We start from the raw sequence: 13,469 nt of genomic DNA, 5'->3' as shown, positions 1-13,469 counted from the left end.
GTTCCGTTTTCAGGCACAATACAGGTTTAACCGCCCGGCGGCCGCGGGCGGATTTCACGCCGTGACGGGCGCTTTTCGTGGCGCCGGCGGGGAGCCGCGGCTGCACGCTGGAAAGCTTGTCCCGTAAGGCGTGCAGGCCGTTATATCAACGAAGGAACCCTATGCAACTGGTCAAGACCGAACGCGATAACCTCCTCAGGCCGCTGCAAACCGTGAGCGGCATCGTCGAACGCCGCCATACGTTGCCGATCCTCGCCAATTTGCTGATCACCAAGAACGGTCCTGACGTATCGTTCCTGTCGACCGACCTCGAGTTGCAGATCACCACGCGCGCCGATTTCGGCGTAGGCGGCGATTCGGTCGCGACCACGGTGGCAGCGCGCAAGCTCCTCGATATTCTGCGCGCGATGCCCGACGGCCAGGTCACGCTCACCCTGAACGACAAGCGCCTGACCGTGCAATCCGGCAAGAGCCGCTTTGCGCTGCAAACGCTCGCCGCAGACGAATTCCCGACCGTCGCGCAAGCTAAAGACTACGGCGCGAGCCTCGTGGTTCCGCAAAAAACATTCCGCCAGTTGCTCGGCATGGTCCATTTCTCGATGGCCCAGCAGGACATCCGCTACTACCTGAACGGCATGCTGCTGGTGGTGGACGGCGACCAGCTGATGGCGGTCGCGACGGACGGCCACCGTCTCGCGTTCTCGTCGATGAAGATCGAGGGTTCGTTCGCGCGTCAGGAAGTGATCATCCCGCGCAAGACGATTCTCGAATTGCAACGCCTGCTCGAAGACATCGACGACACGGTCAAGATCGACATCGCGCAGACCCAGGTCAAGTTCACGTTCGGCCAGGTCGAACTCGTGTCGAAGCTCGTGGAAGGCAAGTTCCCCGACTTCCAGCGCGTGATTCCGAAGTCGCACAAGAACAGGTTCGAAATCGGCCGCGAAGAACTGCAGCGCTCGCTGCAACGCGCGGCGATTTTGACGTCGGACAAATTCAAGGGCGTGCGCTGCATCATCGAGCCGGGCCAGTTGAAGATCATGTCGACCAACGCCGATCAGGAAGAGGCGCAGGAAGAACTGGAAATCGCATACGACGGCGACAGCGTCGATATCGGGTTCAACGTCACGTATCTGCTCGACGTGCTCGCGAACCTGAAGGTCGACACGCTGCAGGTGAGCTTGGGTGACGCCAGCTCCAGCGCGCTGATTACGATTCCCGAGAACGACGAATTCAAATACGTGGTGATGCCGATGCGCATCTGACGCGGCCAACATCAACAAAAACACCAAGGGGCGCAGCGCCCCTTTGGCGTTTTTATGGCGTTTTGAAAAGTCCCGAGCAGCAACCAAGCAGCAACGCAGAACCGGAAAAAATCCATGACTGAAACGAACAATACGCAGCCCGATAACAGCTACGGCGCCTCGTCCATCCAGATCCTCGAAGGTCTGGAGGCGGTGCGCAAGCGTCCTGGGATGTACATCGGGGATACATCGGATGGCACCGGTTTGCACCACCTCGTGTTCGAAGTGCTCGACAACTCGATCGACGAAGCGCTCGCCGGACATTGCAACGACATCCAGGTGATCATCCACGCCGACAACTCGATCTCGATCACCGACAACGGCCGCGGCGTGCCGACCGGCCTGAAGATGGACGACAAGCACGATCCGAAGCGCAGCGCCGCCGAAATCGTGATGACCGAGCTGCACGCCGGCGGCAAGTTCGACCAGAACAGCTACAAGGTGTCGGGCGGCCTGCACGGCGTGGGCGTGTCGTGCGTGAACGCGCTCTCGGCATGGCTGCGCCTGACCGTGCGCCGCGACGGCAAGAAGCACTTCATGGAATTCCACCGTGGCGTGCCGCAGAACCGCGTGCTCGAAGAAATCGACGGCGTGATGACGTCACCGATGCAGGTGGTTGGCGACACCGAAAACCGCGGCACCGAAGTGCATTTCATGGCCGACGAGACGATTTTCGGCAATGTTGAATACCACTACGACATCCTCGCCAAGCGGATTCGCGAACTGTCGTTCCTCAATAACGGCGTGCGGATCCGTCTGCTGGATCAGCGCTCGGGCAAGGAAGAGGATTTCGCGTTCGTCGGCGGCGTGAAGGGCTTTGTCGAGTACATCAACAAGAACAAGTCCGTGCTGCACCCCACGATTTTCCACATCATCGGCGAGAAGGAGGGTGTGGGGGTGGAAGTGGCAATGCAGTGGAACGACAGCTACAACGAAAACGTGCTGTGCTTCACCAACAACATTCCGCAGCGCGACGGCGGCACGCACCTGACCGGTCTGCGTGCGGCGATGACGCGCGTGCTGAACAAGTACATCGCCGATCACGAAGTCGCGAAGAAGGCGAAGGTCGAGACGTCCGGCGACGACATGCGTGAAGGGCTTTCGTGCGTGCTGTCGGTGAAGGTGCCGGAGCCGAAGTTCAGCTCGCAGACGAAAGACAAACTCGTGTCGTCGGAAGTACGCGCGCCGGTGGAAGAAGTCGTCGCGAAGGCGCTGGAGGAATTCCTGCTCGAAACGCCGGGTGACGCGAAGATCATCTGCGGCAAGATCGTCGACGCGGCGCGTGCGCGCGATGCGGCGCGCAAGGCGCGCGAGATGACGCGGCGCAAGGGCGTGCTCGACGGCGTTGGTCTGCCGGGCAAGCTCGCGGACTGCCAGGAGAAAGATCCGGCGAAGTCGGAAATTTATATCGTCGAGGGCGACTCGGCGGGTGGCTCGGCGAAGCAGGGACGTGACCGGAAGTTCCAGGCAATTTTGCCGCTGCGCGGCAAGGTGCTGAACGTCGAGAAGGCGCGTTACGACAAGCTGCTTTCGTCGGAGCAGATCGTCACGCTGATCACCGCGCTCGGTTGCGGGATCGGCAAGGAAGACTACAACCTCGACAAGCTGCGCTATCACCGCATCATCATCATGACCGATGCTGACGTGGACGGCGCGCACATCCGGACACTGTTGCTGACGTTCTTCTATCGGCAGATGCCGGAGATGATCGAGCGCGGGTATATCTATATCGCGCAGCCGCCGCTGTACAAGATCAAGGCGGGTAAGGATGAGCGGTATCTGAAGGACGAGTCTGAGGTGAACGCGCATATTCTGCGGCTCGCGTTGCAGGGCTCGGAACTGGTCGCTTCTGAAAATGCGACGCCGATTACCGGCGATGCGCTGGGCGAATTGGCGCGGGCTTATCTGTTGGCGCAGGCAGTGGTGGACCGGTTGAGCCGGCTGTATGACGCGGGTGCGCTCGAGGCGGTGATGGATGGCGTCGCGATCGATCTGTCCAGCGAGCAGGCGGCCGAGGTTTCGGCTCGTGCGCTCGAAGCGAAGCTGCGGGACGATGCGCTGAAGCCTGAAGTGACCGTGACGACGATGTATGACCCGGTGCGGGAACTGCGCTCGCTGCGCGTCGCGCGCACGCATCACGGTAATCAGAAGATTTCCGTGCTCGATGAAGAGTTTCAGCTGACGGCGGATTATCAGCAGCTCATTAATACGGCTAATACGTTTAAGGGGCTGATTGGGGCTGGCGCTGTGATTAAGCGTGGCGAGCGGAGTATGGCGGTTACCGACTTCAAGAGTGCGATGAAGTGGCTGCTTGCCGATGCTGAACGGAATATGTCGAAGCAGCGCTATAAGGGCTTGGGTGAGATGAATCCTGGGCAGCTTTGGGAAACTACGATGGACCCGACTGTGCGGCGGTTGCTGCGAGTGCAGATTGAGGATGCTATTGCTGCCGACGGCATCTTTACTACGCTGATGGGGGATGATGTGGAGCCGCGTCGGGCTTTCATCGAGTCTAATGCGTTGAGGGCGGGGAATATTGATGTTTGAGGATAGTGTAGCGGGAACCATAAAGCTGGATTTTGGGAAGCATCCATCTGGATTTTTATTGATAGATGTGCCTTGATAGCTCGGACTGATGGCGTCTGACCGGTTGCCATTCGGAAAAGAACAACGGCCACCTCAATGAGGTGGCCGTCTTGTTTTGCACTCTTTGCTATTACTGCACTGGATTTCCCGCCGAGGGCGCATTCATCTCGCAACACAGTATGGCAAAGGGGGAAGCCAAATCGGACATGCTGTCATCAATAAACTAAACCGAAGCATTTACTGCAACGGCTGTCCCTATTGCCGATTTCCGCATCGCAGAATTTGCAGCGATTGCTACTGCTTTCCGTGTAACCGGCACCAAGATATGTGCTCGGCGCACATCGCCGGCAGCACTTGTCCCGTGGCACCCAACAGTTGCTGACGCAAACGAGTTTTTTGCATGTACCACAGCGACGGCGAGGGGATTTCGGGGTGCAACCGCAGCTCTCGCATCTTTCTTTCATACGGATGCTCCATTACGCATGGGTAACCGTCCGACGGATGAAGGCATTGAAGGCCAGTTACCGAACGACTGCGACGCCTTGCGAACTCAAAGGAGAGTTGAAACGGGCACAGCATGTTGACTGCAGACAATTCCAATCTGCGCCCTGAAGCGCACGTCCGACACGACCTGAGCATCGCCTGGAGCAATTGAAGGTGCCGGTATGTGGGTAGCCGGCACCAGCATAATCGATGCTGCCGCAGCCGCCACGTCAAACGCCTGCCACTCGGTCGACTCTGCGTCGTCGCCCAAGGTCTCGATAATCAGTTGCCACAGCTTTGCCTGCCCCGCGTCGGTGAGTTGCGGCGCGATACGGCGGGCAAGGTCAAGGACCGACAATCCGTCTGCGCTGCTTCGAAGCACAACACTGGCTATGAAGTCATCTGGCCGGCGGGACCGAACCTGCCGCAACGAGAATTCGTGCTCCCGAATTGTGCTGGTGGTCGATTTCACCTCAATCCGGAAAGCGTCGGTGGCGAAATCAAAATCGTCGGTTGGCGCAACATGCCACGCGTCGACCATCGTTTGCGGTGACGATGAGGCATTTATGAGAAGCAGTTCTCCCCAGAGTCCCGTCATGGATGCCCGAGACGGCACAGCCATTTTTCGGAACAGTTCCATCAGTGCCTCGACGGCCTCGTCGACGGCTGAATCATCGAGCGGGCCTGGGAGAGCATTCGCTGTTGCCGCAAGCAGTTCGACAAAGTAACCATGTAACGATGCGCTGCTGGCGTCACACGCGACCTTGCAAAACCATTCGCTCGACGACTTCCCGGTGTCAGTGGAGGTCAACTCGTAGCGAGCATCGAACTGGATGCTAACGTGCTTAAGCCTGATAGGCGCCCTAGGCGAGCGCCGTTGTGCCGTCGCGAGCAAGAGAATCGGTTCGTCACGCTCGCCTTTCAGCAGGAGATGTCGTTGACCTGCACCGCACCGGATTGTCCCCGATGCCTCCCCGTCACTCGATTTCCTTAGCGCTTGGAACTGCTGCCACAGAGAGGCCTGCACTTACACGCCCTCCGCTTGTATCAGCAATCGCTTCTTGAGCGATTCGGGCACATGCATCGCAAACCAAGGCACGTTCTTTTCTTCCGTCGCCCTCGTATTCGCGTTCAGCAGATTGAATGCGCGAAGATGCAGCGAGACCCGACTTGCCGATGCGAAGTCTCGGTCACCGCCGTACAGCAACTGCGTGCGGTCTGTCGTGTCGGGATTCTTGCCCTGGAAAACCTGGTTAATCGCTTTACCTTTCTTACTGCGATTTTGCGGCTCGAGTTCGCCAATGACGAAGACATCTGCATGCGTCTGCCCGTCCTTGATGAGTTGTCGCAACGCGAGAACGCAGCCGACCCTCTGCACGGCGTCATCGCCGTCACCCATGCGCAGTCGCTCAAGCAAGCCATCGATGACTGTCTCGAGAGACACATTCTCGAACAGAATGTTCTTCTTGCCTGAGCGCTTGTCGATGTAGCGCTCGGGGTCTACATCGTTGGCGGCTACTCCGTTGTTGAGCCCCCCGAGTTGCGCTATGAAGTCCTTGAAGACTTGGCGATTGTCTTCGACACAGTCCCGGTCCACATATGCCGCTTTCGGATGAACCCAGTTGGAGGCAACAACCTCCTCCAAGGGAATGCCAATGACATTCCTGCGAGTGGGATTCATGGCTCCGTCGAGGGTGAACTGGCGATTCCATTTGCTCAGCGCCTCGCCACGAGTCTTTCGGAGGCTTTCATGTATCGCCTCCTCATGCTCGACGTAGTTACGGAAAGCGTCTCTGACTTCTCGCCTTAGGTAAATGCGGCAGTAGCCGACGTACTTTTGCTTATAGCCATAGAACCGCGCACGCTGCTGAAGATTGTCCGCATTGCCCACGCCCATCGGACGGGGCATGTAGGTCACGGTAAGTCCCTCGACGGTGAAACCCCGGTCGAGCTTTGCCCCGCCCACCAGAATCCAATATTCGCAGCCGGACCAGTCCACTGGCTCGGAGCCAGGTCCAGTCGAGTTCACTTCCCGATAGTTCACCGTTTTCAAGACGTACGACATGTGGCCCACGAGCACCTCGAGAGAGGGAAGCGTATTCCCGACGGTTTCTGCTAGGTCAGTATGCGCCCTGCGAAAATGCTCGAAGAACTCGTCCTTCAATGCCGCGTTGCTTGCCATGGAGCGCCATGCACCTACTAAGTCCGCAATCCAAACTTGGTAGTCTTTGTGATTCTCCGTGTGGTGCGACGGATGAACCATCATTGTGCGGTGAGCAATCTTCCCAGACTCCTCGACTGCACACGCGCCCAGAAGAAATATCCGCAGTGCATCGACCAGTGTTGAAGGCGGTCCGTCAGTTGACGTTGCGAGCGAAGCATCGGCTTCTTCATCTGGAATTGCACGCGAATATCTCGCGCCCGGTGCGAATAGCACTTTGCCACCGACGTAACCGTCGCCTGGGCTTAACAATTCTGCGAAGCTCGGCGATAGGGCATCGGAAAGCCCGACAAGCAGCGGAGCCTGCGGCGTAGCGGTGTACTGAACGTAGGTATGATGTGGGAGAAGCGCCTTCAGTGCCGTAACTTCACTATAGTTCGTACTCTTCTTATTGCTTCCAGTGCGCCTGTTCGAATATGCGAAGTTATTCAGGCTCGCCTGGTCTGCCTCATCGTCGATGACAAGAGTCGGCACCGCGCTCAGGTCGAGACCCTTCAGACATGCACGTAGATTCCCCATACGCTTGTGATTCTTCAGCACGACCACCATCACGGTGCGCTTCTTTTGGGGCGACAGGCTCGGGTCACTCCACTTCGTAAGATGCTGCTGCAACTGCGTCGCGGAAGCTTTACCAGGCGTTGGCCTATCAACTAGTACCCACGGCCGAGCAAGCCCCCCAGCAAGGTTGAGGTCCGCCGTCAAGCGCGTAAGCGTCTGCTTGAGCAGGTTGTCGAGCACGCCAGCGATGAGGACGACCATTCCGTAGCCGTTGTCGCGAGCGAGTGCGGCCAGCGTCGTGAACGAGAGCGTCTTACCACTCTGGACATACCCGACCGCGAGGCCGGTCGCACCCTCGGGCCCCTTTGTTGGGTCTACACAACGGCCCAGGATTTGCTGAGCTTCGAAAACGACCCGTTGCAGTGCCACAGGCGGAATCTGGTCGTTGGCCTGCTTCCGCTTAACGAAGTCGTCCGTCTCTGGACCAGCATTCGGCTCCCACAGCAGTGGCGGGCGTACGTCTTTCAACTCTTTAACGACAATGCTCATTCGTGGTCTCCGGTGAGCGCTTCGCGCAAGAGCCGGTTCATCCAGCTCATCATAGGCGCAGACGGATAGCCTCCCCGACTCGCCTTGACCGCGCCCAAGGCGATGGCCACCGCGAATCGAAGGAAAAGCTCCGCATTTTCGTTTTTGGGGCCGATGAACTGCTGCACAAATGGATGTGCCATCGACACGTCAATCGCAATCTCGTTCACCAGAAGCTGACCCAACTGGTTACGCTCCGACTTCCCCACTTTGAGCCAATCGGTAACAGAGGGGTCGACCAAACTGCGAATGACAACGTTCCACACATCTCCGTCGACCAACAGGCTGAACGTTTTCTCCGTCGCAACCAACGGGACCGTCGAACTCTGTAGAAAATCAGAATCCTCTATGGCAGCCGTATCTATTTGACTGCCATTTTCCGAACTGCTGTCTAGCGCTTGCCCACCACTGCGCTCCAGGTCCAATGCCAATGACCGGGATGCGGCATTGAGCAGAGGCTGTAATGCCGTCTTCGATGGGCGCGCACGATATTGTTCCGCCTGCCTCAGAAGATTCAGCGGCTCGACCTCCAGATGGTCTCTGAGCTTATCGAGAAACTCCTCTTCATACTCATCCCAACTGAACCCGTCTTTTGTGTGGCTAACATCGAACCCCTCGACATGCAGTTCACCAAAGAGCCGTTGGTAGCGGTAGCTGTTTGTATTGCCGAAGATTTCATGTGGCCGGTATGTTTCGTCATCGCTACCCACAATCAACCGATTTCTTCGGAACAAGGCAAAGCCGGCATGCGACGTGGATGCTTCGCGACGCAATGCTGCAAAACCCCATACGCGCCGACCGGCCGGCAATTCGAAATTGATGTCCTTTCGCCACTGCACCGGCAGCGAATTCGGGGCGTTGTACGGGGGAGCAACCAGGCTCTCCGGCTCGTCATACGTGAGACGCGACTGGTCGTCACCGAAATACAGCTCGACCTCCCCCGTACGGATGTACACCCGATAGATACTCGCAAGATGGTCCCGCAGCTTTTTCTGCGTCTTTGTTTGCGGGAACTTCTTGCCGAGATTTTCGAGCCGGACGACGGTGTAGTGGGACAGCCGGTCCGCCCGTGTTTCCCGGACATTCAGGTCATCCAGATTTGCTTCGAGGATGTCGTGAATATCGAATCTGACTGTTCGTTCCACTGCCTCGCCAAGCGCTTTGGTTCGGACACTCCAGGTGTTCGTGAACCAGCAAGCGGCTGTCTTCATGCCCATGCCGAACTCTGACAGACCGCTGCGGTCCGGCGGCACTTCAGCTGGGCGGAACGCGCGCGGGAAATCGCGTCCAGCGATACCCGCGGCATTGTCAACAATCTCGATAAGTCGACTCGCTGCGTCCAACCGGATGAAGACTTTCAGGACAAAATTATCGCCATGAAGGCGTTGCAACTGCTCGCGATTCGCGAAATAGCTTTGCACACTGTTGTCGACGAACTCGGCCACGGCGAACCAGGCCTTGTAGTTCAGCCTAGACAGGACCGAGAGCATCGACACCTTCGGGCGGATGCCGACCTTCGTCACATGCTCGTAGCTCTCGTCCGTCACGCGGTCGACTCCGCCGGTTGACGGTCTGCCCGCTTGCTACGCGTAATGGGCGGACTCGTGCGCCGCGTACCGTTCAGTAGTGCCCGTGCAACATTTTCGACCACTCTGGAATTTACGGCGTTCCCCAGCGCGTGGAATGCCTTGGTCGGGCTACCCGGCAACTGCTTCAGTTCTTCCAGACTTTGCAGCCGTGCGCACTCCCTGGGTGTCATGTACCGCCGTTCCCAGCCGATAATGGGTACCTGTGTATCGGTCATTGCAATTAGGCTTGGTGCCGTAGTGCGGCGCTTTATACGCACGCCCGATGCTCTGAATTGCAACACATATTGCCAGATGCTTCGCTCGCCACCCTTCACGTTCCACTCCAATTTCTGCAAGCTGGAAGGGAATTTGAGAATCTTCGGAAGCCAGGGGGCAATCCATTTCTTGTTGTCGGCGTAAAACTGGCGGTTTTGCCTTATGAAGTCCCGCTTCCATTTCGGAAACTGCATTTGCTCAGTCCGAGCGTGACTCGGCAACGCCGCCCAACGGTCGTCTACAGACTCCCAGTCGCCCAGCCGAGCACCGTGCGACCCACGCATCTCATAGAGCCCTCGCTTCCCCTTTTCCACAAATGCGGCGTACGGCGTTGATTCCTCGAAAGGGTAGGTTGCGCCCCACTCCATAGACCACAAGGGGAACGACGGCAACTCAACTTTTGAAGGACTTCGAGCCAGAAAGTCGTTCCACACCTCGAGGCATTCAGTAACTTGCGTCGATAGCCGTCGAGCGTCCTCGGGATTTTCATCGAGAATGGATTCGATAGTCGTCTCGCCCTGCAGCATCTCCGGCCACTGGAAGCTTGTCAGCGGCTCAATTGAACCGACGATGTACACCCGCTCCCGAATCTGAGGTATACCGAAATTGTGCGGCGACAGCTTCTCGGCCCTAATGTGGTAACCCAAACCATCGAGTCCGAGTATTTCCTGAATCTTTTCCCACGTTCTGCCTTCATCATGTTTCAGCAGGTTCGGGACATTCTCAAGAATGAAAAATCGAGGCATCTTCTCTTTCAGGATTGCCTCGACATTAAAAAACAAATTACCCTGCTTCGTGCATTCAAAGCCGAGTTGGTCGCCTGCTTTCGAAAACGGCTGACACGGAAATCCCGCAGTCAGCACATCATGCGCAGGAACTTTCTCCGGCAATATCTGCGTTATGTCACCCTCGGGCCTTAACCCGAAATTGACCTCGTATAGGTCACGAAGGTGCTCCTGCCACTCGGCGGCAAAGACACAAGTTCCGCCTAGACGCTCAAGCGCCAAGTGGAAGCCGCCGAGCCCGGCGAACAAGTCGACGAAACGGAAAGACTTCATTTGCGCCAAATAGGGTTGACGTTAGTTTTCATTCGATGCGGCCCATTGCCTCGCGCGCAGGCGCGGCGCGCGCGCCATTATGCCAGCTAAACTTCCGCGCCACGCAAGGATGCGCACGCGGAAGCACTCATCGATACTGTATATCCATACATACCCAATGTACACCCTACGTGCAGAAATGATGCCGCGTGGATGCGTGGATGGCGTTGAAAATTCAGCCTGCATTGTCAAAATGCTTGCTGGCGGCGCGTACTTTTTGGGTCGGCTGGCACATACCGTTCGTCGTGCCATAACAACGCTTCGAATGCGGTCTCGTTCGGCGCTGCGACCTTGAAATTCGCTGTAGTCGAGGACGCCGGCCATAGTGCGCAATCTCAACTTGGGAGCGCGCTGACAGGGGGAGCGTACTGCTTCCAGAGGGAGGGCGCCTGTCCATCCGCTCGTGCGGCTACAGCTCAACCCACGCCGTCCTTGCTGCGGATACGGATAGATGTAGGCGCAAACACCTCGACGAGCATCGGCGTCAACTCGGGCAGCGTTTGGAAACGCCATTTCAATTCTCGTCCCCCGTGCACGCGCGGTGTCCTGTTGCCCGGCGAACTGCGGTTAATCGTACCGTTAATCGGAGTCGCCTCGTCGCCAAAGAAAATCTCTATGTGCTCGCCGCCCGCGCCCAGGAGGTCCTTCGCGGCCACTCCGCCGTTGAAGAAGCCGTCCTTCCAGTAGCTCCGCTGCAGCGTGAATTCGAACGCCCCCAACGGCACGGCGCCGTCGTCCTGCGCTTCTGACAGGGTGCCGGGCGTCGAGCCATCAGACGACACGGCCGGCTCCAGTTCCACCAGTTCCGGCTCGCCATCACGAATCTGCTCCTTCATGAGCCGGTTCCCGACAATGTTCCACTCGGGACGCAGCGACGTAATGATGCTGGCCTCGAGGCCGGCGGCGAGATTGAGGTGAAACGGGCCGATGTGCATCAGCCCGGAGTCGGGCAGCGCATAGACCTCGACCGCGACGCCCTGGTCCAGTTGTCCGCGAATGTTGCGGTTATTGCGGATGTTGGTCGTGCTTTTCGGCCCGGGCGACCGGTACCCGGCCATGCGCTGGCGCAGGGTCTGCGATGACACGCCGACGTACTTGACCTCGCCATTGCAGACGAAGGCATAGAGGATGTTGTGCTGCCCGGCGAGCCGCTGAAACGACATCCGCACCGTGTCGTTATCGGGAAGCCACTCGCCGGCCACCTGGAAGCCGATGTCGAGCAGTCTGTTCATGGGCGCACCCTGCCAGTGGAAGTGAATGGAGCCACAGTGTAGGTGGTTCGGGTCGCGGGCGGCAGCACAAAAGAGTTGCTCCGCGCTGGTACCCTCTTAGGTGCTCGGGTTGACGTGTTCCCTCCCGCGCAAGTAACCCGGATTGTGCAAGTGCTGGACGATATTCGGCAGCGCGCCGTTGCTTAGAAACACTCACAATGGAGAGCTAGACAGGCTCACTTCAGTGGTCGCTATGTAGTGGTCTAATGAATCCGGACACTGATTTAGGCGAGAATGCTCGCCATGAAGAGGTGTCTGATGAGCAAGCAACGTCGTACGTTTTCCCCGGAGTTCAAGCAGCAAGCTGCGTGTCTGGTGCTCGACCAGGGCTATAACCATATGGAAGCGAGTCGCTCGGTCGGCGTGGGCGAGACGGTGCTGCGTCGCTGGGTGCAGCAGCTTCAACTTGAACGTAATGGCATCACCCCGCAGGGCAAGGCAATCACGCCGGATCAGCAACGCATCCAGGAACTTGAGGCGCGTATCGAACGCCTCGAGCGCGAGAAGGCCATTTTAAAAAAGGCTACCGCGCTCTTGATGTCAGAAGGCATCGAACGTACGAAGTAATCGACCAGATCGGTGCAAGCGAATCGGTCGAATTGATCTGCGCGGTTTTCGACGTATCGCGGTCCTGCCTGTATGCGTATCGGGAGCGTGCGCGGCGCGTTGATGCCGAGCGTATGCAATTGCGTAGCCGGGTGCATGAACTGTTCGTCGAAAGTCGAAGCGCTGCGGGCAGTCGCAGCATCATGGGCATGATGCGCGAGGAAGGTACGGCGATTGGCCGCTTCAAGGTCAGCCGCTTGATGGACGAGCTGGGGTTGTGATCTGCAAGCAGCCCGGCAGCCACGCCTACAAGCAGGCCACGGTCGAGCGGATCGATATCCCAAATCATCTCAATCGGCAGTTCGAGGTGGGTGCGCCTAATCAGGTCTGGTGCGGTGATATCACGTACGTCTGGGCGCAAGGCCGTTGGCATTATCTGGCCGTTGTGCTCGATCTGTTCACGCGGCGGGTTGTTGGCTGGGCGTTCTCGGCACGCGCCGATGCCGCCCTGGTCGTGCAGGCGCTGGAGATGGCCTACGAGCAGCGCGGCAGGCCGCAAGAATTATTGTTTCATTCCGATCAGGGTGGTCAATACGCAAGCCGGAAATTCCGTCAGCGACTGTGGCGCTATCGGATACCGCAGAGCATGAGCCGTCGTGGAAACTGTTGGGATAACTCCCCGATGGAACGGCTGTTCCGCAGCTTCAAGACGGAATGGCTGCCGTCAGTGGGTTACATGTCGGCGCAGGAAGCGCATCGGGATATCAGCCATTACCTGATGCATCGGTACAACTGGATACGGCCGCATCAGTTCAATGACGGACTGGCACCCGCCGTTGCGGAAGAAAAACTTAACGTAGTGTCCGGGATGAGTTGACCACTACACTATTTGATGAATCCACCGTGAAGTTGAACTGACCACGATGTTGATCGAGTACTCGCTCGCGCATGGCCGACTCGACCGGATGCGCGCTGCGCACCATCATGAGTTCCTTCTCCCGTTTCATCATATTTCCTGTCTTTTGCGCACG

At 57.9% G+C, this 13,469-nt stretch carries 7 protein-coding genes and 1 pseudogene; 3 read left to right on the top strand and 5 right to left on the bottom strand.

The window, feature by feature from the left end; genetic code table 11:
* The first annotated feature begins 161 nt into the window (after positions 1 to 161).
* Positions 162 to 1,265, top strand: a complete 1,104-nt coding sequence (dnaN, locus tag HHL14_RS21975) for a DNA polymerase III subunit beta (protein WP_169499712.1) — start codon at positions 162 to 164, stop codon at positions 1,263 to 1,265.
* Between the two features lie 114 nt (positions 1,266 to 1,379).
* Positions 1,380 to 3,851, top strand: coding sequence for a DNA topoisomerase (ATP-hydrolyzing) subunit B (gene gyrB / locus HHL14_RS21970; RefSeq protein WP_169499711.1), 2,472 nt, complete (start codon positions 1,380 to 1,382; stop codon positions 3,849 to 3,851).
* Between the two features lie 589 nt (positions 3,852 to 4,440).
* Here the strand turns inward: gyrB and HHL14_RS21965 are convergent.
* The 5 genes from HHL14_RS21965 to HHL14_RS32875 form a co-directional block, all read right to left on the bottom strand.
* Positions 4,441 to 5,400: a PD-(D/E)XK motif protein gene (locus HHL14_RS21965; RefSeq protein WP_329601715.1), complete on the bottom strand. Its 960-nt coding sequence runs from the start codon at positions 5,398 to 5,400 to the stop codon at positions 4,441 to 4,443.
* Entirely contained in the window at positions 5,401 to 7,641 is a 2,241-nt protein-coding gene (locus HHL14_RS21960) for a Z1 domain-containing protein (protein ID WP_169499710.1), read from the bottom strand.
* On the bottom strand, positions 7,638 to 9,170 hold the full coding sequence (locus HHL14_RS21955; RefSeq protein WP_169499751.1) for an ATP-binding protein: 1,533 nt from the start codon (positions 9,168 to 9,170) through the stop codon (positions 7,638 to 7,640). Before HHL14_RS21955 ends, HHL14_RS21960 begins: the two co-directional genes overlap by 4 nt.
* A gap of 53 nt (positions 9,171 to 9,223) precedes the next feature.
* Positions 9,224 to 10,582, bottom strand: a complete 1,359-nt coding sequence (locus HHL14_RS21950) for a DNA cytosine methyltransferase (protein WP_169499709.1) — start codon at positions 10,580 to 10,582, stop codon at positions 9,224 to 9,226.
* A 455-nt stretch (positions 10,583 to 11,037) separates the two neighbouring features.
* Positions 11,038 to 11,853: a GIY-YIG nuclease family protein gene (locus HHL14_RS32875; RefSeq protein WP_206002440.1), complete on the bottom strand. Its 816-nt coding sequence runs from the start codon at positions 11,851 to 11,853 to the stop codon at positions 11,038 to 11,040.
* A 297-nt stretch (positions 11,854 to 12,150) separates the two neighbouring features.
* Here HHL14_RS32875 and HHL14_RS21940 point away from each other — a divergent pair.
* A pseudogene (locus HHL14_RS21940) lies at positions 12,151 to 13,315 on the top strand (IS3 family transposase).
* Positions 13,316 to 13,469: the final 154 nt, after the last annotated feature.

The organism is Paraburkholderia antibiotica, from assembly GCF_012927125.1.
GTDB lineage: Bacteria > Pseudomonadota > Gammaproteobacteria > Burkholderiales > Burkholderiaceae > Paraburkholderia > Paraburkholderia antibiotica.
This window is presented reverse-complemented; position numbering and strand designations above follow the sequence as displayed.